The organism is Nocardiopsis dassonvillei subsp. dassonvillei DSM 43111 (assembly GCF_000092985.1).
In the GTDB taxonomy this organism is placed as follows: Bacteria; Actinomycetota; Actinomycetes; order Streptosporangiales; family Streptosporangiaceae; genus Nocardiopsis; species Nocardiopsis dassonvillei.
Genome location: NC_014210.1, coordinates 2,916,899 through 2,939,104, shown reverse-complemented (window position 1 = coordinate 2,939,104; position 22,206 = coordinate 2,916,899). Strand labels below are relative to the sequence as shown.

The window sequence follows — 22,206 nt, the reverse complement described above, 5'->3', positions numbered from 1 at the left end:
CCCCGGCATGTGCGAGGAAGGGCCACGTATCAGCCCCCGCCAGGGCCTGGTTCCGTCCCGTCCTGGGCGATTCCGCGTCGTCGGCGCCGGGCAGGGGGCGCGAACACACGGGGGCGATCGCGCGTCCCACGGGCGTAGGGAGGGCGCCGTCCTCCGCCGCACGAGAAGGACCCCATGACCGTCACGCCCGCCCCCGTCCCCCCGCCGCCCCGCGACACCGGCCTCCCGCCCGGCCTCGAACCCCTGGAGAAGGGCGACCCGCGAACGCTCGGCCCCTACCGGATCGTGGGGCGGATCGGCGCGGGCGGCATGGGCGCCGTCTACGGCGGAATCGACGGAAGCGGGCGGTGCGTGGCCGTCAAGACCGTGCACGCCCGCTTCGCGCGCGGACGCGGCCACCGCGAGGCCTTCGCCCGCGAGGTGGACATGCTGGCCCGTGCCCGGGGTGTGAGCACCGCGCGACTGTACGACGCCGACACCACGGCACGCGTGCCCTGGCTGGCCTTCGACTACGTCCCCGGCCGGAACCTGCGCGCCCACGTACGCGCCTTCGGCCCCCTGGAGGGGGAGATGCTGCGCGCGTTCGCGGCGGGCACCGCCGAGGGCCTGGCCGCGCTGCACTCCGCCGGGATCGTGCACCGCGACATCAAACCCGGCAACGTCATCCTGTCCCCGGACGGCCCGAAGATCGTCGACTTCGGCATCGCCACCGCCGTCGGCACCACGCGCGCGAACGACCGGGGCGCCTCCTACGGCACCCCCGGCTGGGTGGCGCCCGAACGCTACACCGGGGCGGTCGCCGACCCGGCCGCCGACGTGTTCGCCTGGGGCGCCCTGGTGGCGCTCGCGGCCACCGGACGCGAACCCTTCGGCCGCGGCACCCCCGAGCAACTGCGCCAGCGGGTCACCGCCGGTCAACACGACCTGGCGGGCGTGCCCGACGACGTCCTGCCGCTGGTGGAGGCCGCCCTGGCCAACGACCCCGCGCGGCGCCCGCGCGCGGTCGAGCTCATGCGCGCCCTGCTGCCCGAACCCGAGGAGGTCGGACTGAGCGGACGCGGCGGCCCGGTCCCGGCCGCCGAGACCCTGCGCGCCCTGCTGCGCGGCTACTGGCGCGGGGTCGACTCCGCGGGTCACGACCCCGCCGCGTGGGCGACCGCCGTGGGCGTGCTCTCGGCGGCCGGGATCACCGCGGGCGCGCTGGGCGGCGCGGGGGCCGGTACGGGCGGTGCCGCGGGAGCCGCCACCGGAACCACGGCGGCGGGGGCCGCCGGCGGTACCCTCACCGCCCTGGCCGGGGCCAAGGCGGCGGTGGTCGGTGCGGGCGTGCTGGTCGCCGCCGGGCTCGCCACCGGCGGGTACGTGGTCTACGACCGGGTCAGCGGTGCTCCGGCGGAGGCCGTCACCGCCGCCGCGACCACCCTGGAGGAGGGCGGCGGGTTCGTGGTCGAGGTCGAGCGCCGCTTCAGCGACGCGCACGCCGAGGAGGTCGCCGCGCGGACCGGTCAGGCGGTCGAGGCGGTGCTGGAGGAGAGCACGGCCACCGTCGAGTACCGCTACGCGGCCGACCGTGACGTCTTCCTGGCCAGCGGCGAGGTGATGGGACAGGGGTCCGTCGCGGCCGCCGACAGCGGCGGACGGCTGTACGTGTACGGGCCCGCCCTGGCGGAGGGCGAGGCCTCCGAGCCGGTGGAGCCCGCGTGGGAGGCCACCGCCGAGGACCTGGGTCCCGAGCTGGTCACCGGCCCGCTGCGCACGATGGCGGAGTCGCCGGACCTGGAGGCGGGCGGAGCCGGGGAGGAGGGCGGCCGGGTGTACACCGGCCCGCTCACGTCCCGGCTCGTGGTGGACGGCGAGGTGGTCGAGGAGGACGCGCGGGGCCTGGTCGAGGTCGACGAGCGGGGCGGCCCGGTGCGGATGGAGTACGCCGGAGCCCTGTGGCGGGTGCGGGCCGACTTCACCGAGGTCGGCGGCCCCGTGGAGGTGGTCGACCCCCAGCAGGGGGAGGAGTCCGGCGGCGGACGCCTGGAGGTGCTCCACGCGCCCGCCTGCGGAGAGTTCGAGTTCTACGAACGTGTCTGGCAGGTGCGCGCGGACGCCTGGGAGATGTCGTGCGACCGCGCCTTGGAGGTGGCGGGGCTGCTGGGGAGCGAGGGCGGGCGCTCGGAGCTCGCCCTGGGGTACACCGGTACCGGGGTGCACACCCACTTCGTGGACGGCGAGCTGGCCTGCGTGGGGGTGAGGGAGTCGGTCCCCGGGCTGTCGGGGGCGGAGTCCCCCTGGTCGCTGGTCTCCTGCACGTCCGCCACATCCGTCGGGGAGAGCGAGTTCGGCTGGGAGGAACTGGAGTTCGGGGAGTCCGTCCTCATCCGGTTCGTCCGGGTGGAGTAGGAGGACGGTCGGCCCGGACGGCGCGGGCCTTCGCCGGGGGACCGCGCCGCAGGCTGCCCGCGGGCCCGGGGCCTCGGAAGGTCCGCGCCGAAGGACACCGGGCGGGCCTCCGTCGTCCCCCTTCGCCCCGTTCCCGGCCCGAGGGCGCGCCCCGCCCAGGGTTTCGGAACGGGGCTCCCTCCCGGTCCCGGGGTCAGCGCAGAGCGCTGGGCTCCGGGGCCGCCACCGTCCGGCCTTCGCGGTCGCGCCGCCGCCCCGGGCGGTCCAGGACGCCCGCGAACACCGCGATGCCCAGGCCCACCACGGCCAGCACCGCCCCGATCGCGGCCGGGGAGGTGTACCCCAGGCCCGCGCTGATCCCGATGCCGCCCAGCCACGCCCCGGCGGCGTTGGCCAGGTTGAACGCCGAGTGGTTGGAGGCCGCCGCCATCGTCGGCGCCTCGGCGGCCTTGTTCATCACCAGGACCTGGAGCGGGGTGGCCACGCCGAACCCCACCGCGCCCAGGACCACCACCGTCACCGCGGCCGTCCAGGGGTTGTGCACGGTCACCGTGAACACCACCAGCACCACCGCAAGCGCGGCCAGCGACCCGTAGATCGTCGGGCGCAGCGCCCGGTCGGCCAGGGGTCCCACGATCAGCGAACCCAGGGTCATGCCGGTGCCGAACAGGGCCAGGACGATCGGCACCCCGGACGCGGACATGCCCGCCAGCTCCGTCATCATCGGCGAGACGTAGCTGTAGACGGCGAACACCCCGGCGAACCCGAAGACCGCCGTGACCAGGCCCAGGACGACCTGGGAGCGGCCCAGTTCGCGCATCTCGTGGCGCAGGCCCGTGCCGGAGGCCGCGGGCTGGTGCGGCACGAACACCGCGACGCCGAGCAGGGCGAGCAGGGCGATCCCGGCCACGACCAGGAACGCCGCGTGCCAGCCCATCGCCTGGCCCAGGAAGGTGCCCGCGGGCACGCCGACGATGTTGGCCACGGTCAGGCCGAGGAACATCCGCGAGACGCCCGTGGCCCGCCGCCCCGGACCGGCCAGGTGCGCCGCGACCAGCGAGCCCACTCCCAGGTAGGCGCCGTGGGGCAGTCCGGCCAGGACCCGCGAGGCGAACACGGCGCCGAAGGACGGGGCCAGGACGGTGGCGAGGTTGCCCACCAGGAAGAGCCCCATGAAGACCAGCAGCGCCGTCTTGCGGGGCAGCCGCGTGCTCAGCGCGGTGAGCAGCGGTGCGCCGACCACCACGCCCAGGGCGTAGGCGGAGATGAGGTATCCGGCGGTCGGAACCGGTACGCCGAGGTCGGCGGCGACCTCGGGCAGCAGTCCCATGATCACGAACTCGGTGGTGCCGATGGCGAACGCGCCGACGGCGAGGGCGAGCAGGGCCAGAGGCATGGGTGGGTCCCCTTCGAAGGGTCGGTCGGGGTTCACGGGTGCCGGGCGCCGCGGGTCGCGGGGTTTCGGGCTTTCCGGGGCCCGGCGGGGCCGGATGACAGCGGAGGGTGATTTGGCACGTGCCAATTCCAGTGTCGGACTTTTCCGGACCTGTGCCAACCGTCCGCGCGTGTGATGTGGCTCTTAGCGGCGCGCCCACCGTCGGAAACGTCGCAGGACACCGGCCACGGGCGTCCCGGGCCGCAGGGCCCTCAGCGCGGGGGAGCGGTGCTGCCGCGCACCGTCAGGGCGGGCTCCAGCAGCAGATGCCTGCTCTCGGTGCGCCCGCCGTCCAGGCGCTCGGACGCGGAGCGGACGGCGAGCCGCGCCATGCGCGCCGCGTCCTGGCGCACCGACGTGAGCTGGAGGAAGGAGAGCCGCGCGGTCCGGCTGTCGTCGTAACCCACCACCGAGACGTCCCCGGGCACGCTCACCCCGGCGCGGACCAGTGTCGCCAGCAGCCCGAACGCGCACAGGTCGTTGGCCGCGACCACGGCCGTGGGCAGGGCCTCCCGCGCCAGGAGCACCCGCGCCGCCCGCGCGCCCGCCTCCTCGGAGTAGTCGCCGGGCAGGACCTCGACGCGCCCGCCCAGGCCGTACCCGCGCATCGCCTCGGCGTAGCCCCGCGCGCGCCCGCCGGCCCCCGGGAGCCCGCCGCCGTCGACGTGCACGATGTCGCGGTGGCCCAGTTCCACCAGGTGCCCGACGGCCTGGCCCACGCCCGCGGCGTCGTCCGTGCCCACGCTGTCGGTCCCCTCCGCGCCGGTGCGCTGGCCGATCTCCACCACGGGGACCCGTTCGGCGACCCGCGCCAGGTCCGCGGGCGCCTCCGCGGACAGGCCGATCAGGATCAGCGCCTCGCAGCGCAGCCCCACCAGTTCGTCGATCGCCTCGCGTTCGCTGCGGGTGCTGGCCATCGCGCTCAGCACCACGCCGTACCCGAGTTCGGCGGCGGCGGGGTAGAGCTCCTCGACCAGGTGGGCGTCCATCGGGTACTCCAGGCCGAAGAGCACGCCCACCTGTCGGCTGCGCGCCCGGCGCAGCAGCCGTGCGGCGGTGTCGGCCCGGTACCCCAGCTCCTCGGCGGCGCGCAGGACCCGCTCCCGGGTCCGCGCGCTCGGGCCCGGGCGGTCGCCCAGCACAAGCGAGACCAGCTGCCGCGAGACCCCCAGGTGCGCGGCCACGTCGGCCATCGTCGGGTGCCGATGGGCGCCCGTCCCGTTCTCCGACATCTGCCTCCTCCGGTTCGCGCCGCCGCCCGGTGCCCCGGGACGCCGACCGCCCCGCGACCGGCGGCGGTCGCGGGGCCGCCCGGCCTCCTCGGGCCCGGACCCACATTCTGGCACCGGCCCGTCTCCGCGCGGGCGCCGCGCTCACCGGCCGCGGGTGCCGGAGTCGCGGTAGTCCGTGTAGGTGTAGGGGTTGTCCAGCACCTTGGACGCGGGGATGTCGGGGTTCATCCCCTCGATCCAGGCCTCCTCCCCGACCGAGGCGCGCAGGTGCTCGACGGTGGCCTCCACACCGCGGCGCACGGCGGCCGGGTCCACGCCCACCAGCCGGTGCTCGTGCTTGACCACCCGGCCGTCGACGAGGACCGTGTGCACGTCGGCGCGCTGGGCCTGGAGGGCGATGTGCCCGTAGGGGTTGAGCAGGGGGAAGGACACGGGCGAGTCGTCGTTGCGGATCAGCACGAGGTCGGCCTTGGCGCCGGGCGCGATCCGGCCCAGGTCGTCGCGGCCCAGGGCGGCGGCCCCGCCCCGGGTGGCCCACTCCACCACCTGGTCGGCGCGCAGGGCGCTGTGGGTGACGGTGTCGCTGCGCCCGTGCGCCTCCTGGTGCTCGCGGGCCCGATCGGCGCCCAGGGTGGCGCGCATGGCGCTGAACAGGTCCCCGCTCTGCCACACGCTGCTGTCCACCGACAGCGACACCGGTATGCCGTGGGCGCGCATCGCCCACGTGGGCGGGTATCCCTGGCCGGCGCTCTGCTCGCTCTCGGTGGAGACCGACACCGACCCGCCGGTGGCGGCGATGCGCTGGTAGGAGTCCGCGGACAGGGAAGCGGCGTGCACGTACACCGTCTCGGGCCCCATGAAGCCGTGCTCGTGCATGAGCCGGACGCCGTCGTCACCGGTGGCGCCCCACACCCCGGCGTGGGTGGTGACGGCCAACCCCAGGTCGCGGGCGGCCTCGAAGGCAGGCCTCTCGGGGAACTCCGGGTCGCCGGTGACGTCGAAGGCGATCTGGAGGCCCAGCATGTCGTCGCCCCGGTGGCGTTCGACGAAGGCGCGCAGATCGGGGCTGGTGGCCCACTCGGCGGGCGCCCGCTGGATGTTGCCGTAGGCCAGGACGTGGCGGCCGGGGACCGAGAGCAGCGCGTCGGCGGCCGCGTCGGCGTGTTCGGGGGTCTGGAGGCCGTGCGACCAGTCCACGACGGTGGTGACCCCGGCCTCCAGGGCCTCGACGGCGGCGAGCGTGTTGCCCGCGTGCACGTCGACGGGGCGGAACCGCGTGCCGTGTTCGAGGTAGTACCAGACGAAGTACTGGGCGAGGGTCCAGTCGGCCCCGTAGCCGCGCATGGCGGTCTGCCACATGTGGCGGTGGGTGTCGATCATGCCGGGCATGACCAGGCCGCTGGAGGCGTCGATCTCCGTGGTGCCCTCGGGTACCGGCAGGCGCGGTCCCACGGAGGCCACGCGGTCGTCGACGACCAGGACGTCGGTGTCGGGCAGGACCGTGCGCGCGTCATCCATGGGCAGCACCGTGCCGCCGCGCAGCACCACCGGTCGGCCCCGGGGGAACTCGTTCGGTCTGTTCAAGGAGGGCTCCTTCGCCGTGTGCCCCTCGCGGACCGGTCCGGGGTCCCGCCGCCGCCGCGGTCGTGGTCCCTCGCGCGCTCGTGGGACGGGCACGCCTTCGGCGGCCGCCCGTACCGGGAGGAAGGGGAAGGGACCGGTGCGGCCCGGCGCGTGGGGACGTCCGGGAGCCGGGAGGGGGCGGAATGCGTGTGTCCATCCCACTGTGTCATTTCTGGTGACCGTGGGGTGCCGAAGCCCGTCGGGGCGGAGGAGGATCACGGGCCTGGCGGGGGAGGGGGTGAAAGCCCCCGGACATGGCTGTGGCCCGCGTCCCCCAACGCGGGCCACAGCGGGCGCGGCCAGGGTGCACTGAGTGCGGTCTGGCCGCTGGGAAGGCGGATGTAGCGGCTGAGTACGTGCCGGAAACCCCCATTGCCGACACGAGCGCTGACATCCGCGCATGGATTGTGGTGTGCGCCTCACAGGACCTGCGGGTTGGGTGCGGGTGGTGGGGATCGGGGTTCGGTCTGGGGCGCTTCACCTGTAAGAACGCTTCGTCTGTAGGAGGTGTTCCCGCTGGACGGACCGATTTTCGGATCGTCCGGTAAAAAGCGGGTGCGGACTGTCCCCGCTCTTCCTAAGCTCCTGACCACGCTCTACCCAAGGAGGCGGTTCCCATGCCCGCGACCCTCACCCTGTGGCGGCCCACCGGGCCCGCGGAACTCGCCCTGGTGGGGGATTCGGGCTGGCGGGAGTGGCCGCCGCGCCTGCCTGAGCAGCCGATCTTCTACCCCGTGCTCAACGAGGACTACGCGGTGCGCATCGCCCGCGAGTGGAACCTGCCACGCGACGGCGAGGGGCACGTCACACGCTTTCGCGTGGACGCGGACTTCGCCTCCCGCTATCCGGTGCGGCAGGCCGGTGGGCGCACGATCCTGGAGCTGTGGGTGCCCGCCGGGGAGCTGGCCGCGTTCAACGCCCACCTCGTCGGTCCGATCGAGCTGGTGCGCTCCTTCCTGCCCGAGCACCCCGAGGGCGTGGTCCACGCCTGAGCGGGTCGCCGCCGGGCGGGAGCGGTGCACGCCGGTGGCCGCCGGGGCGGTCCCACCAGACGGGAACCGCCCCGGCGCGAGGGTCCTTCGCGGCCGTGCGTCCGGAGCTCAGGCTCTGGGGTCGGTGACGACCAGCAGGTCGGGGTCCACGTCGGTGAGGGCGGTCATGACGTCGCCGAGCGCGTCGGCGAGCACCACGGGGTCGCGGTCGGTCCGGTCTCGGTCCTGGTGGGGAAGGCGGCGTCGGGGATCGAGGGTGGTGGCCATGGGGCTGCGGGCGCGCGGGCCGGGGGTGTGCGCCCTCCTCCTTCACGTGTTCAGCCGTTCCGGTCGCCGTGACGCCCGGTGACCGTGCCGTTGTCGGCTTTTCCAGGGATACCAGGGGAGAGTGACATTCGGTGGGTACGGAGCGTGCCTGTGGATGAACGCGGGCCCACCGGGCAGCGTGCGCGGGGGAATGCGGGGCTGCCGCGAGGCGTTCCGCATGATAGTTTAATCGGAAACTACTTCTTTGGAAGATACCTAGGGGAGCGGGCCATGCAGTTCGGAATCTTCTCGGTGAGCGACGTGACCACCGACCCCACCACCGGCCGTACGCCGACCGAGGCCGAGCGCGTCAAGGCGATGGTGACCATCGCGCTCAAGGCCGAGGAGGTCGGCCTGGACGTCTTCGCCACCGGCGAGCACCACAACCCGCCCTTCGTGGCCTCCTCACCGACCACGATGCTCGGCTACATCGCGGCCCGAACGGACAGGCTCATCCTGTCCACCTCCACCACGCTGATCACCACCAACGACCCGGTCAAGATCGCCGAGGACTTCGCCATGCTCCAGCACCTGGCCGACGGCCGGGTGGACCTGATGATGGGCCGCGGCAACACCGGCCCCGTCTACCCCTGGTTCGGCCAGGACATCCGCCAGGGCATCCCGCTGGCGCTGGAGAACTACAACCTGCTGCACCGGCTCTGGCGCGAGGACGTGGTGGACTGGGAGGGCAAGTTCCGCACCCCCCTGCAGGGCTTCACCTCCACCCCCCGCCCCCTGGACGGGGTGCCCCCCTTCGTCTGGCACGGCTCCATCCGCAGCCCCGAGATCGCCGAGCAGGCCGCCTTCTACGGTGACGGCTTCTTCCACAACAACATCTTCTGGCCCGCCACGCACACCAAGAAGCTCATCTCGCTCTACCGCCGCCGCTTCGAGCACTACGGCCACGGCAGGGCCGAACAGGCCGTCGTCGGCCTGGGCGGACAGGTGTTCATGCGCAAGAACTCCCAGGACGCGGTGAGGGAGTTCCGCCCCTACTTCGACAACGCGCCGGTCTACGGCGGCGGCCCCTCCCTGGAGGAGTTCACCCGCGAGACCCCGCTGACCGTCGGCAGCCCGCAGGAGGTCATCGACCGCACGCTGACCTTCCGCGACTCCTTCGGCGACTACCAGCGCCAGCTCTTCCTCATGGACCACGCGGGCCTGCCGCTCAAGACGGTCCTGGAGCAGCTGGACCTGCTCGGCGAGGAGGTCGTGCCGGTGCTGCGCAAGGAGTTCGCCGCCGGGCGGCCCGCGCACGTGCCCGACGCGCCCACCCACGCCTCGCTGCTGGCCGCCAAGGGGGACGCGGACACCGCCTCCGGCCGGGACGGCCAGCAGTAGGTCCGCACCCGGCCCGGGCCGTGGCGGCCCCCTGGAACCCCCGGGGGACGTCCACGGCCCGGGCCGCGCCGCGCCCGGAACCCGCCTCGGGTCCTGCGGGCGCGGCGCGGTTCCTACGGGGAGGCCTGGCCGACCGGCTCCCCGGCCCGCGGCGCGTGGTCGCCGTCCCCGTCCCGTGACGGGCGCGGGGCGACGATGCCCTGCTCTACCGCCATGTCGCGCAGCAGCGGGTGCGTGGTCCACAGCGTCGGCAGCATGAGCAGGCCGACGGGCACCGCGGTCACCACGATGAAGGACTGCAACGCCTGGATCCCGCCGTCCCCCACCAGCAGCAGTGCGACGGCGGCCAGCCCCATCCCCACGCACCAGAACGCGCGGACCAGGCCCGAGGGTTCTCCCTCGTGCATGCTGGAGACCGCGATGGTGTAGGACATGGAGTCGAGCGTGGACGCCAGGAAGATCAGCGCCACGACCACCATCAGCACGCCCAGCGCTCCGGTCAGCGGCAGCGCCTCCAGGATGGCCAGCGCCGCCGCGGGCAGCCCGTCCTCGGCGTAGGGGCCCGTGATCGTGCCGGGCTCGCGCTGCTCCAGCCAGATGCCGGTGCCGCCCAGCGCGGTGAACCAGAGCATGGTCACCACCGAGGGCACCACCGTCGCCCCGACGTAGATGTCGCGCACGGTGCGGCCCCGTGAGATGCGGGCGAAGAAGACCGCCATCATGGGCCCGAAGCCCAGGAACCAGCCGAAGAAGAACAGCGTCCAGTACCCGAGCCACTGCTCGTCGCCCCGGTACAGCGCCATCGGGAGGAACTCCCGGGCGTGCACGGCGCTCGCCTGCAGGAACAGGTTGACGACGAAGGGCAGCGACGCCATGCCGACGATGACGGCGATGAGCGCCAGGGCCACCCAGACGTTGGCCCGGCTCAGCAGCTGGATGCCCTTGTGGATCCCGCTCAGCACCGACACCGCGGCCACCGCGGTCAGGCCCAGGATGATCAGCGCCTGGACGGCGTAGGTGTCGGGCAGCCCGAACAGCTCGCTGCAGATGTAGGAGATCTGGAGCCCGAGGAAGCCGATCGGCCCCACGGTCCCGGCCACCACGGCGAGCACGCAGCTGATGTCGGCGACCGCGCCGATCCAGTGCGTGCGCACCCGCTCGCCCAGGAGCGGCCACAGCAGGGTGCGCGGGCGCAGCGGCATGCCCTTCTCGACACCGCGCATCATGACCAGGGTGGCCAGCGCGCCGCCGACGGCCCAGCCGATGAAGCCCCAGTGCACGAAGCTCTGCGCCAGCGCCACCGCCGCGCCCTCGGCTCCGCCGTCGACCTGGTCGGCGTACTGCGGCGGCGGGGAGGCGTAGTGGGCGATGGGTTCGGCCGCCGCCCAGAACACCCCTCCGGCGGCCAGCAGGGTGGTGACGACCATCGCGATCCAGGTGAACCGCTTGAACTCGGGTTTGTCGGTGCCGCCCATGCGGACCCGCCCGTAGCGGGAGAAGGCCAGGACGGTCATGACGACGAAGGTGGCCAGCATCAGCAGCTGCCAGTAGGCGCCGAACCAGCGCGCGGACCAGGTGAAGGCCGCGTCCACGGCGGAGCCCATGGCGCGGGGGGCGACCAGGGCGGCGAGGACGAAGGCGGTCATCAGGGCGCCGGACACGCTCATGACCCAGGGATCGGAACGTCTGCCTCGCGCGGACGCGCGTGAGCGCAGAGTGGAGAACATGGAGTAGAGGAAGCCCCTCGAATGGAAGCACCGGCCGGGACGCGCCGCAGCCGGTATCTGAAGCCCCATGCGCTGTGCGCGCGTGGCGGCCGCCGGGAACGACCGCCCGGTCTCACGGCCAGCGCGGCAGGCGCGGCATGGAGTGGGGCGGAGCGTCGAACGCAGCCCTGCCCGGTCGCCGACGGGCACTCACGGCGGGGGACGAGGGAGAAGAGCGGTTCCCGGGTCCCACCGCGGGCGGCGCGACGACGACGTTCCACACTATCGCAGGCCGCGGCGCGTGTCCGTGTGAGGGTAAACACTGCTGACGGGTCACCGGGCGGGGAGGGGCCGGGGCCCGGGGCCGTCCGTGCGGGTCGGTGTCCCCCGCGTTCCGTGTGCGGGCCGCGTCCACGGGTGCCACGCCGGGACGCCGTACCCGGCGCCGACTGCGACAATAAGGACATGTCGCCCATATCTCCGCTTCCGGAGCGTACCGGCAGCGCACCGCCCGGGACGGCCGCGCCCTCCGGGGAGGGTGCGGGTCTGGGGACCTGGCGGCGCGAGCCGAGCACCCTGGTGCGGCGGGCCGCCCCGCTTCCGGAGGGGGCCGCGGCGCCCTTCGTGATCATCGCGGAGTCCCACGCGCCGGGCGCCCCCACGGAGTGGGAGCCGCACGCGCACCCCGCGCACGAACTGGTGTGGGTGCGCTGCGGGGCGCTGACCGCCCGCGTCGGCGACCGCGTCTTCACCGTCTCCGAGGGGTGCGGGCTGTGGGTGCCCGCCGGGGAGGTGCACGCCGGCCGACTGACGGCCAGGGCCGAACTCCACACCGCCTTCTTCGCCCCGGACCGCACGCCGGTCGCCTTCGAGGGCCCCACGGCCATCGCGATGACCCCGGTGCTGGAGTCACTGCTGATGCGCCTGGCCCGCACCGACCTGGACGCCGGGGCGCGCTCGCGCGCGGAGGCGGTGGTGTTCGACGTGCTGGAGCCGTCGCTGCCCCAGCTCGCGCTGCGCCTGCCCGGCGAGGCCCGGGCCGACGTGATCGCCGACGCCCTGCTGCGCGACCCCGCCGACGACCGCTCCCTGGAGGAGTGGGCGCGCGACCTGGGCGTGAGCCCCCGCACGATCAGCCGCGCCTTCCGCACCGCCACCGGGCTCTCGTTCGCGCAGTGGCGGCAGTCACTGCGCATCCACCGGGCGCTCCTGCTGCTCGGCGAGGGGCGCGAGGTGCAGGACGCCGCCGAACTCCTCGGATACGCCCAGACCAGCACCTTCATCGACGCCTTCCGGCGCGTGATGGGCACCACCCCGGGGACGTACTTCGGCCCTTCCCGGGCGGCCGTTGACCGGAATTCCGTATCCGGTGTCCGGAAGTCCTGATTGCAGCCACGGAGCGGCCGAATCTATTCTGAGTGAGTGAAGGCTAACCTAATCTCCCGTTCGGGCGCCCGTGCCCGTGTCCGGCCGTATCCGCTGGTCGGGCAGTGCGCGCACGCCGTCCGCGGCTCCGTCCGCGCCGTGCCGCGTCCGTCCTCCGCCACGGCCGCCGCGCTCCCGGCACGCCCGGCGTGCCCAGCGCCGTGACGCGGGCGCACGCCCTGAGCGGGGACCGGCTGGTCCTGAGCTACGGCAGTTCCACGGTCGTCCACGGCGCCTCGCTGTCCCTGGAGGCCGGGCGCGTGACCGCCCTGGTGGGGCCCAACGGCAGCGGCAAGTCCACGCTCCTGCGCTCGCTCGCCCGACTGCACCGCATCGACGAGGGGCAGGTCACGCTCGGCGGCGGGGACGGGGAGCCCGGGCGCCCGGCTTCCCTGCTCAGTGCACGCCGGTTCGCCCGGGAGGTCACCCTGTTCGCCCAGGCCCGGCCCACGCCGGAGGGCCTAGCGGTCAGGGACGTCGTCGCGTTCGGACGCCACCCCTACCGGCGCGGCCTCGCGGGGCTCTCCGACCAGGACCGGCGCGCCGTCGAGCACGCCATGGAGGCCACCGGGGTGCGGGACATGGCCGACCGGGCGGCCGGACAGCTCTCCGGCGGAGAGATGCAGCGCGTGTGGCTCGCCACCTGCCTGGCCCAGGACACCGGCGTCGTACTGCTGGACGAGCCCACCAACCACCTGGACCTGCGCTACCAGGTCGAGACCCTCGACCTGATCCGCGACCTCGCCGAGGACCACGGGGTCGCCGTCGGCGTCGTGCTGCACGACCTCGACCACGCCGCGCGCGTCGCGGACACGCTGCTGCTGCTCAGCGCCGGACGCGTCCACTCCGCGGGCGACCCGGCCGAGGTCCTCACCAGCCGCAACCTCAGCGAGGTCTACGGCATCCGGGTCGAGGTGGCCCACGACCCCCGGACCGGCCGCCTGCGCATCGACCCCGTGGGCCGCCACGCGGCCCGTCCCCGGTCCGCGGACGCGGACCACCCGAACACCGCGGAACAGAACAGAGAGAACCACCCATGACCCGTCTCCCCCATCTCGCGACCGCGGCCTGCGCCGCCCTCGCCCTCGCCGTGACAGGATGCGGCACCACCAGCGTCGAGGAGCCCGAGACCGGCGGCGTCGCCGCGCCCGCCTCCCAGAGCTGCGCCGAGGACACCACGACCACCTCCACGGGCCCGGTGTCGCTGACCGACGGTGTCGGCCGACAGGTGGAGCTCGACCAGCCCGCCGAGCGCATCGCCGTCCTGGAGTGGCAGCAGGTCGAGGACGCGCTCACCCTGTGCGTCACCCCCGTGGCGGTCTCCGACACCGAGGGCTACAGCACCTGGGTGAGCGCGGAGGAGCTGCCCGAGGGCGTGACCGACATCGGCAACCGCGAGGAGCCCGACCTCGACACCCTGTACGCGCAGAACCCCGACCTGGTCATCGTGGAGGCCTTCAGCGCCGACGACGAGATCATCGCGCAGCTGGAGGAGCGCGGGGTGCCCGTCCTCGTCACGCTGGGCGCCGACCCGGCCGACCCCGTCGGGAACATGCGGAGCGTCTTCCAGATGATCGGTGAGGCCACGGGGCGCACCGAGCGGGCCGAGCAGGTGATCGGGGAGTTCGACGCCCACCTCGCCGAGGCCAAGGAGCGGGTGGCCTCCGCCGACCTGCCCACGAAGGACTTCCTGTACTTCGACGGGTGGCTCCAGGGCGGCAACCTCACCATCCGGCCCTACGGCGAGGGCGCGTTGTTCACCGCCCTCGGCGAGGAGCTCGGGATGACCCCGGTCTGGACCGACGAGATCAACGAGGCCTACGGGGACGGCGGCGTCAACCCCTCCTACGGCCTGGCGCAGACCGACGTCGAGGGACTCACCGCCGTGGGCGGGGCCAACCTCTTCTACGCCAACGACGAGGGCGTCGGCGGCTACGTGGAGGCGCTGGAGGAGAACCCGATCTGGAACTCCCTCCCGGCCGTGGAGGAGAACCGGGCCCACGCCTTCCCCCCGCGGATCTGGGGCGCGGGCGGCCCGCGCTCGACCGCGCAGGCGGTCGACGCCTTCGCCGACGCGATCACCCAGGAATGAGCGGTTCGCTTCAGGCCCCGCCCCGGCGGTCCCCGCCACCGCGCGTCGGCGCGCGCGGCGGCGCCGCCGGGGCGGCGGTCCTCGCGGGACTGGTCGCCGCGATCCTCGCGGTGGCCGTGTGGCACCTCACCCAGGGGACCTCCGGCGTGGGGTGGTGGGACCTGGTGCGCTACGCGGCCGGGGAGCGGGAGGCCGTCGACGGGGTTCCGGTCGGCGACGTGCTGGCCGGATCGCGGCTTCCGCGCCTGTTCGCCGGTGTGGCCGTGGGCTTCGCCCTCGGCGTCGCCGGGGCGCTGCTGCAGTCGGTCACGCGCAACGCGCTCGCCTCTCCCGACACGCTCGCGGTCACGGCGGGGTCCTACCTGGCCCTGACCCTGGTCGCCGCGTTCGGGTTCGCCGTCCCGCTGTGGGCCTCCGGTCTGGTGTCCTTCACCGGGGGGCTGCTGGCCGCCGCGCTCGTGCTGGCACTGGCGGGCAACGCCGCCGGAACGGCCACGACGCGGCTGATCCTGGCCGGTTCGGCGACCGCGATGGCCCTGGACGCGGCGACCGCGATGCTGCTGATCCTGTTCAAGGAGAACACCACCGGCCTCTTCGCCTGGGGGAGCGGCTCCCTGGCCCAGCTCAACATCGACGCGTCCCTGCGCGCGATGCCGCTCATCGCGGTCGTGCTGGGCGCTGCGCTGCTGCTGAGCCGAAGGCTGGACGTGCTGGGCCTGGGCGACGACACCGCGGCCTCGCTCGGCGTGCCCCTGCGCTCGACCCGGACCGCCGCGGTGCTGTGCGCCGTGCTCCTCACCGGAGCGGCGGTGACGCTGGCCGGTCCGATCGCCTTCGTCGGTCTGGGCGCGCCCGTGCTGGCGCGCCTGCTCGCCGGACGGATCCGGCCGCTGCGCAGGCACCTGCTGCTCGTGACCGCCTCCGGGCTCCTCGGCGCCCTCCTGATCCTGCTCGCGGACGCCGGTCTGCGCGCGCTGCTCGGCGCCGAGGGCGCCGCCTCGATCCCCACGGGGGTGCCCACGGCCGTGCTCGGCGGCCTGCTCATCGTGGTCCTGGCCCTGCGCCTGCGCGACGCGGGCCCGGTGCGCCGACCGCCGGGCGCGCGGACCGGACCGCGCACGCGGCGGCGCTTCCTCGGCGTCCTGCTGGTCGCGGCGGCCCTGCTCGTCTCGGCGGCGCTCGTGGGCCTGCTCGCGGGCAGCCTGTGGCTGCGCACGGGCGACATCGCCCTGTGGCTCCAGGGGAGCGCACCCGACCTGATCGGCCGGTCCCTGGACGAACGGTTCCCCCGGGTGGCCGCCGCCGTACTCGCCGGAGCGGCGCTGGGCCTGGCCGGGAGCGCCGTCCAGAGCACCGTGCGCAACCCGCTCGCGGAGCCGGGTCTGCTGGGCATCACCGCCGGAGCCGGGCTGGGGGCGGTCATCGTGGTGACCGCCAGCCCCGGCAGCGGCCTGCCGTCGCTGGTCACCATGTCGGTCCTCACGGGCCTGGCCACGTTCGCGCTGATCGCCGCGCTGGCCTGGAGGGGCGCGCTGCGTCCGGACCGGTTCGTGCTGATCGGCATCGGGTGCGGATACAGCCTGAGCGCGGTCACGACGTTCCTGCTCCTGCGCGCCGACCCCTGGCAGACCCCGCGCATCTTCACGTGGCTGTCCGGCACGACCTACGGGCGCACCCTGCCGGAGGTCGTGCCGGTCGCCGTGGCGCTCGTCCTGGCGGCGCCGCTGATGCTCGGCCTGGCCCGCCACCTCGACCTGATCGCCGTGGACGAGGACACGCCCCGCATCCTCGGCATGCGGGTGGAGCGGACGCGGCTGGTGCTGCTCACCGTCGCCGCGGTCCTGGCCGCCGTCAGCGTGGTCGCGGTCGGGGTCGTCGGCTTCGTCGGGCTCGTGGCGCCCCACCTGGCCCGCGCGCTGGTCGGCGCCCGCCACGGGCGCAGCGTTCCGGTCGCGATGCTGCTGGGCGCGCTGCTGGTCTGCGTGGCCGACACCCTGGGCCGCACGCTGCTGGCCCCGGCCCAGCTGCCGGCCGGGCTCATGATCGCCCTGGTCGGCGCCCCCTACCTCGTCTGGCTGCTGCGCCGCTCCCGCGCGTGAACCGCCGATCCCCTCTGATCCGCACCAGGAGTGCCGAATGCCGTCCCACAGCCCCGACGCGCCCGCCCCGGTCGTCGTCCCCTTCGACCCGGCCGCCGTGCCCGCGCCCCTGGCGCGTATCGCCCCCGACCGGGTGCTCGAACGCTGGGGAGCGGTCGACCGCTCGGCCCACGCGCCCGAGATCGTGGCCGTGCCCGACGGGGCGGGGGAGGGCTGGGCCGCCGCCGCGCTGGTGACGGCGCGCCCGCGCACCGCCTACGCCAAGATCGTCGACGCCGTCGGCGACGTGCCCGCCGCCGCGGCGGCGGTCCTGTCCCACGCGCGGGGCCGGGGGCTCGTACAGGTCAAGTGGGAGGGGTGGACGGTCGGCGCGGAGGAGGCCTCCGCCGCCGGTTTCGCGCCGCTGGAGGCCCCGCGCGAGGAGGGCGGGGAGGGCCGGGACGGGAACCGTCCGCCCGCCGGTCACGTGCGCTGGCTGGGGGAGGGTCCGGCTGAGGCGGAGCCGCCGTACTACCGCCAGTCCACGAACTTCACGTGCGGCGCCGTCAGCGCCCTGGTCGCGCAGGTGCAGGCCGGGGCGGTGCCCCGCGAGTCCCTGGACCGCCCGGCGGAGCTGACGCTGTGGCGCGACGCGACGAACTTCCCCGCCTGCGAGCCCGTCGGGCTGGGCGTGGCCGTGCGCCGGGCGTGGCCGTCGTCGCCCGTCACGGTGTTCCTCGACGTGGACCGGCCGGTCATGCTCGGCTCCTACGCCGGGGACGAGAGGGAGTGGCGCGCGGTCCTCCAGCGCGCGTCGCGGGAGGACGCGGCGCGGGCCGGGGTCCCGGTGGATCCGCGCCGCCTGTCCACGGCCGACATCCGCGAAGCGATCGGCCGGGGGGAGCGCGTCCTGCTGCTGGTCTCCCTGGCCGCGATGCAGGGTTTCGACGTGCCGCACTGGGTGCTCTGCCACGGGGCGGTGCCGGACGCGCTCGTGGTCGAGGACCCCTGGACCAACGGCGCCACGGGCGACACCTGGGTCGACGCCCACCTGCTGCCCGTGTCCGACGCCGCGCTCGACGCGATGTCGTCGCTGGAGGGGGACGGCTACCGCGGCGCCGTGGGCATCGCGGGGCCGGAGGGCGGCGCGGGCACCGTGGGGCCGGAGGGCGGCGCGGGCACCGTGGGGCCGGAGGGCGGCGTGGGCACCGTGGTGCCGGAGGGCGAGGAGCCGCTCCTGCGTCCCTGAGACCGTCCCGCGTCCGTGGACCGGTGCACCCCGGTCCGTCCAGGTGCACATTGATTCGTCTAGTTGCGCCCCGGTTTGTCCGGTGGTCGCCGTGGTCGCCGTGGTCGCCGGTTCTGGGAAAGTGGGGACGGGGCGCGGCACACCGTGTCCCGCAGCACCGACAAGGAGGAGGGGCGATGATCCTCATCGTCGTCAAGTTCCGGGTCAAGCCCGAGGTAGGAGACGGTTTCCTGGACGCGGTCGCCGACTTCACCGCGGCCACCCGCGCCGAGCCGGGCAACCTGTGGTTCGAGTGGTCCCGCGGCGTCGAGCGCGAGAACGAGTTCGTGCTCGTCGAGGCGTTCAAGGACGGCGCCGCCGAGGCGCACGTCAACAGCGACCACTTCCGTGACGGGCTGGCCGCCATGAAGCCGCTGCTCACCGAGACCCCGCTCATCGTCAGCCGGGTCGTGGAGGGCGAGGGCTGGGACCGGATGGGCGAGCTCACCATCGAGGCCTGACCGGTTTCCGTTTCCTCCAGACAGTGTTCCGGCCCCGGGCGATCCGTCCGGGGCCGTTCCCGTGTTTTCCACAGGTGGGTGTTGGGGGTGGTCGTGGGTGGCGTGGTGATGGTTTCCTGGAAATAGGGGGGATCCCACCCACGGAGGTTTTGGTGTGCCCTGAAACACTCGGCGACCAATAAGGATAATGGATCGAGGGGCAGGGAGGGGCCGTCCACAGGTCTCTCCCCTACGCCCTTCTTGTCGGGGGTTTCTGGCGGCAACGAAAGCGCGCCAGCTGCCGCGAAAGGGTACGGACGGCGGAGAGCGGTCGGGGCCGGTGAAGGGTTGGGCATCGGACGAACAGCGGCACCAAAGGAGGGAGCGACCACCGGAGGGCGACCAGCGCCCGGGGTGTAGGGATGGTCGGGCTCTGCTGCGTCGACACCAACGGCAAGCAGGCCCTCCAGCCTCGGGCAACGACCCCGGCCCCTGCGGCCGGGGAGGGCGACAATCGCTCTAACGTCGAGTGCTCATTCTGGCCGTGCCTTTTTGGACACCTTTTGAGCCCGCCCCAATTGCAGCCTTTCAGTCAAGGATGACCCCAGGAAATAAAGGCTTCTAATTCCGGCTGTGAATAGTGGAGAAATGGCGACCACTGGCCTATAATAAGAAGTATGGAGATGATGATCGCAGCACCCAAAGTGGCCCCCGGGGAATGTTCCCCGGCCGTGGCCGCGCTGGCCGGTGCGCGCGAGATCATCCACCAAGCGTTGAACGCCGAAGTCCCGCCCGGGGCCGACGAGACCGCCGCGGAGGAGATCGCGGCGCTGTGGGCGCAGCTGGACCAGATCCGGTATCAGGCGTTGACGCAGATGGCGCGCCTGTACGCACGTGGTGAGGTCGCCCGTTACAGCGGCTACAGCACGTTGGACAAGTGGATCACCCATCGCTGCAAGGTCCCCACTGCCCAGGCCAAGGATTTGGCCCGTTTGGCCCAGCACGTGCAGGAGGAGACGTTGCCCGCCACTGCCCAAGCAGTAGCTGAGGGCAGGGTGGTGTTGGGTGAGGCGGTCGCGATCGCCAAAGCCACCGACAAAGCCGTCCAGACCCGCGATGAGGACCACTTTCCCGATGAGGGGGAGTACCGGCAGGGGTTCGAAGCGGCTCTGGTGGCCGCCAAGGCGGAGCGGCCCGCGTTGTCGGTCAACCAGCTCCAGTCGGTGGCCCGCCAGGTCGCCTACCGTTTGGACCCCCACCGCCTGGACCGCGACCACGAGACCGCCCATGCCGCCCGTGGACTGACGGTCCATGACACGTTCCAGGGCAGCTACCAACTCCAGGCCTGGGGCGGGTCTGGGGATGCGTTGGTCGTGCGCGCGGCCATCGACACCTTCGACGTTTCGCACTCGGATGAGGACACGCGCAGTCGTTCGCAGCGTGAGCACGACGCGCTCATCGCGGCGCTGCGTTTTGCCACCACCCACACCGGATGCGGCAACGCTCCGGCTCCGTTGGCGCAGATCCGCATCGTGGTGCCCGTGCAGACCTATCTGGACGCCCAAGGCCAGGAGGTTCCGGCGTTGGACGAGCACGGTCGGGTGATCCCGGTCGGGCTGGTGCACGAGTTGGCCGCCGATTCTGAGGTGGTGCGGATGCTCACCGCACCGCCCACCGGGCAGGTGTTGGATGTGGGCCACAGCCGCCGCCTGGCCTCAACCCGCCAACGCACCGCCGCTTTCCACGGACACGCCACCTGCGCGCACCCGGGCGGATGTGAGGTACCGGTGGCGTTGTGCCAGGCCGACCACGTCACCTCGTTCTCCCGGGGCGGGCGCACGGTGGTCGCCAACCTGCAACCGTTGTGCGGGCCGCACAACCGGGCCAAGTACCAACGCGAACTGCGCACACACCGACAGCGGGAACGGCATCATCCGCCCGACAGGATTCCGGTTCCACCGCCCCGGGAATGACTCCCGGGTCGTGCCGGTCCCCGGCATGCCCGCGCCCGACAGGCGGCCCGGGCCCCGCGCCCACCGTGGTCGCTGCCACCGTCGCCCACCCCCACCCCGGGGCCGGTACCGCTGCCCAAGGCCCGCCAGCCCCGCTACCTCCGGCCACCACCCGCAACCAGGGCGTTGAACGGAGTCCCCGGACACCCACTGCCTTCGCTGCCGCTACAGCAGGGGCCTCCACCTCTCAGGGACTCGGCGTTGCAAGAGGCTGGCACTGTGGGGTTCGCACTGTGGGGCTGGCACCGTCCGACCCGACCCGGGTCGAACGCCCGACCCGGCCCGCCCCGCCCCGTTCCGGTCCGGGTGGGGCGTGTCACACTCGGGGGGTGACCGAGCCCGAAGTTCCCCCCGGAGGCGGCGTTCTGCCGACCCGCCCGATCCTCGGCGGTTTCCATCCCGACCCCACGGTGTGCCGCGTCGGCGACGTGTTCTACCTGGCGTGTTCGAGCTTCGAGTACGCCCCCGGGGTCCCCCTGTTCCGGTCGTCGGACCTCGTGTCCTGGGAGCGGGTCGGCGCGGTGATGGACCGGCCCTCCCAGCTGGTGCTGTCCGGCGCCGCGCCGTCCTCGGGCGTCTACGCCCCGACCCTGCGCCACCACGACGGCACCTTCTTCCTGGTGACCACCAACGTCTCCGACGGCCCCGGGCACCTGTTGATGACGGCGACCGACCCCGCCGGTCCCTGGTCCGACCCGGTGCGGATCCGCGGCGCGGACGGCATCGACCCGGACCTGGCCTGGGACGGGGACGGCAGGTGCCTGCTCACGTGGTCGGACGGCGGCATCCGCCAGGCCGTCCTCGACCCGGCCACCGGTGAGCTGTTGTCCCGGCCGCGTCCGCTGTGGAGCGGTACCGGGGGCCGGGATCCGGAGGCGCCGCACCTGTACCGGGTGGGGCGGTGGTGGTACCTGGTGGTCGCCGAGGGCGGCACCGGCCCCGGACACGCGGTGACGGTCGCCCGGGGGCCCTCGCCGGAGGGCCCGTTCGAGGCCTGTCCGCACAACCCCCTGCTGACCGCCAGGGGGACGCCGGGCCCGGTGCAGAACACCGGCCACGCCGACCTGGTCGAGCGGCCGGACGGGTCGTGGGCGGCGGTGTTCCTGGGGGTGCGCCCCTCGGGCTCCTTCCCCGGGTGGCACGTGCTGGGCAGGGAGACCTTCGCCGCCGACGTCGCCTGGCGCGACGGCTGGCCCGTGGTGATCGGACCGGTCGAGCCCGGGGAGCCGCCGCGGGTGCGCGCCTCGCTGGGCGAGGGGAAGCTCGGCCACGGCTGGGTCGGCGCCGGGGTCTTCCCCGACCGGGTGCTGCGGTGGTCGGGGGACCGGTGGCGGATGTCGCCTCCCGGGGACGAGGAGGTGTTCGTCGGCCGCCGCCAGGAGCACACGACCATGACCGTCCGGGCCGGGATCGACGCGGACGGGGGCGCTGGCGCCCTGGAGGTCCGCGTCGATCCCGCCCACCGGTTCGCCCTGGAGGTCGGGGGCGGGCGGGTGCGCGCCGTCGCTCGGATCGGACCGCTCACCAGCGTGCTGGGGGAGGCGCCCGCGTCCGCCGACACGGTGCTCGAACTGCGGGTGGAGCCCTCGACGGCGCCCGAGTACAGCCGCGAACGGGGACCGGACGTGGTCGTCGCCGCGGTCCGCACCCCCCAGGGCGCCACCGAGCTGGCCAGGATCGACGGACGCTACCTGTCGACCGAGGTCGCGGGCGGGTTCACCGGCCGCATGGTCGGGGTGAGCTGCGGCCCGGGCGGGATCGGGGTGCGTTTCGTGGAGTACCTCGGCGGAGCCTGACCGGGCCGCGGGGCCGGCGGCATGGTCGCCTTCCGCCGAGGACGTGCCC

Annotated in this window: 16 protein-coding genes; 11 read left to right on the top strand and 5 right to left on the bottom strand. The window is 73.9% G+C overall.

Features of this window, described 5'->3' with window-relative positions; all coding sequences use genetic code 11:
- Positions 1 to 174: 174 nt before the first annotated feature.
- Positions 175 to 2,391: a serine/threonine-protein kinase gene (locus tag NDAS_RS12240; RefSeq protein ID WP_013153501.1), complete on the top strand. Its 2,217-nt coding sequence runs from the start codon at positions 175 to 177 to the stop codon at positions 2,389 to 2,391.
- A gap of 193 nt (positions 2,392 to 2,584) precedes the next feature.
- Here the strand turns inward: NDAS_RS12240 and NDAS_RS12235 are convergent, their stop codons facing one another.
- From NDAS_RS12235 to NDAS_RS12225, 3 genes are all read right to left on the bottom strand, one after another.
- Complete coding sequence (locus NDAS_RS12235; protein ID WP_013153500.1) at positions 2,585 to 3,787, bottom strand: MFS transporter; 1,203 nt, start codon at positions 3,785 to 3,787, stop codon at positions 2,585 to 2,587.
- 251 nt (positions 3,788 to 4,038) lie between these two features.
- A complete protein-coding gene (locus NDAS_RS12230) occupies positions 4,039 to 5,058 on the bottom strand; it encodes a LacI family DNA-binding transcriptional regulator (protein WP_013153499.1) in 1,020 nt (339 codons plus the stop codon).
- Between the two features lie 141 nt (positions 5,059 to 5,199).
- A complete protein-coding gene (locus tag NDAS_RS12225) occupies positions 5,200 to 6,642 on the bottom strand; it encodes an amidohydrolase family protein (protein ID WP_013153498.1) in 1,443 nt (480 codons plus the stop codon).
- A gap of 656 nt (positions 6,643 to 7,298) precedes the next feature.
- Between NDAS_RS12225 and NDAS_RS12220 the strand changes: the two genes are divergently transcribed.
- Positions 7,299 to 7,673 (top strand): hypothetical protein, encoded by a 375-nt coding sequence (locus NDAS_RS12220; protein ID WP_013153497.1) that lies wholly within the window; start codon positions 7,299 to 7,301, stop codon positions 7,671 to 7,673.
- A gap of 108 nt (positions 7,674 to 7,781) precedes the next feature.
- Here NDAS_RS12220 and NDAS_RS28890 read toward each other — a convergent pair whose 3' ends face one another.
- Positions 7,782 to 7,940 (bottom strand): hypothetical protein, encoded by a 159-nt coding sequence (locus NDAS_RS28890; protein WP_013153496.1) that lies wholly within the window; start codon positions 7,938 to 7,940, stop codon positions 7,782 to 7,784.
- 270 nt (positions 7,941 to 8,210) lie between these two features.
- Between NDAS_RS28890 and NDAS_RS12215 the strand changes: the two genes are divergently transcribed.
- Positions 8,211 to 9,320: an LLM class flavin-dependent oxidoreductase gene (locus tag NDAS_RS12215; RefSeq protein ID WP_013153495.1), complete on the top strand. Its 1,110-nt coding sequence runs from the start codon at positions 8,211 to 8,213 to the stop codon at positions 9,318 to 9,320.
- 113 nt (positions 9,321 to 9,433) lie between these two features.
- Here the strand turns inward: NDAS_RS12215 and NDAS_RS12210 are convergent, their stop codons facing one another.
- Positions 9,434 to 10,987, bottom strand: a complete 1,554-nt coding sequence (locus NDAS_RS12210; protein ID WP_232051672.1) for a BCCT family transporter — start codon at positions 10,985 to 10,987, stop codon at positions 9,434 to 9,436.
- 504 nt (positions 10,988 to 11,491) lie between these two features.
- Between NDAS_RS12210 and NDAS_RS12205 the strand changes: the two genes are divergently transcribed.
- From NDAS_RS12205 to NDAS_RS12170, 8 genes are all read left to right on the top strand, one after another.
- Complete coding sequence (locus NDAS_RS12205) at positions 11,492 to 12,412, top strand: helix-turn-helix domain-containing protein (RefSeq protein WP_013153493.1); 921 nt, start codon at positions 11,492 to 11,494, stop codon at positions 12,410 to 12,412.
- Positions 12,413 to 12,600: 188 nt separating this feature from the next.
- Positions 12,601 to 13,491, top strand: coding sequence for an ABC transporter ATP-binding protein (locus NDAS_RS12200; RefSeq protein WP_013153492.1), 891 nt, complete (start codon positions 12,601 to 12,603; stop codon positions 13,489 to 13,491).
- On the top strand, positions 13,488 to 14,543 hold the full coding sequence (locus tag NDAS_RS12195) for an iron-siderophore ABC transporter substrate-binding protein (RefSeq protein WP_013153491.1): 1,056 nt from the start codon (positions 13,488 to 13,490) through the stop codon (positions 14,541 to 14,543). Before NDAS_RS12200 ends, NDAS_RS12195 begins: the two co-directional genes overlap by 4 nt.
- A complete protein-coding gene (locus NDAS_RS12190; RefSeq protein WP_013153490.1) occupies positions 14,540 to 16,642 on the top strand; it encodes an iron ABC transporter permease in 2,103 nt (700 codons plus the stop codon). The genes NDAS_RS12195 and NDAS_RS12190 overlap by 4 nt, the downstream gene beginning before the upstream one ends.
- Before the next feature lie 37 nt (positions 16,643 to 16,679).
- A complete protein-coding gene (locus NDAS_RS12185) occupies positions 16,680 to 17,870 on the top strand; it encodes a peptidase C39 family protein (RefSeq protein WP_013153489.1) in 1,191 nt (396 codons plus the stop codon).
- 176 nt (positions 17,871 to 18,046) lie between these two features.
- Positions 18,047 to 18,370 (top strand): putative quinol monooxygenase, encoded by a 324-nt coding sequence (locus tag NDAS_RS12180; protein ID WP_013153488.1) that lies wholly within the window; start codon positions 18,047 to 18,049, stop codon positions 18,368 to 18,370.
- A gap of 665 nt (positions 18,371 to 19,035) precedes the next feature.
- Complete coding sequence (locus NDAS_RS12175; RefSeq protein WP_013153487.1) at positions 19,036 to 20,322, top strand: HNH endonuclease signature motif containing protein; 1,287 nt, start codon at positions 19,036 to 19,038, stop codon at positions 20,320 to 20,322.
- Between the two features lie 368 nt (positions 20,323 to 20,690).
- On the top strand, positions 20,691 to 22,157 hold the full coding sequence (locus tag NDAS_RS12170) for a glycoside hydrolase family 43 protein (RefSeq protein WP_013153486.1): 1,467 nt from the start codon (positions 20,691 to 20,693) through the stop codon (positions 22,155 to 22,157).
- Positions 22,158 to 22,206: the final 49 nt, after the last annotated feature.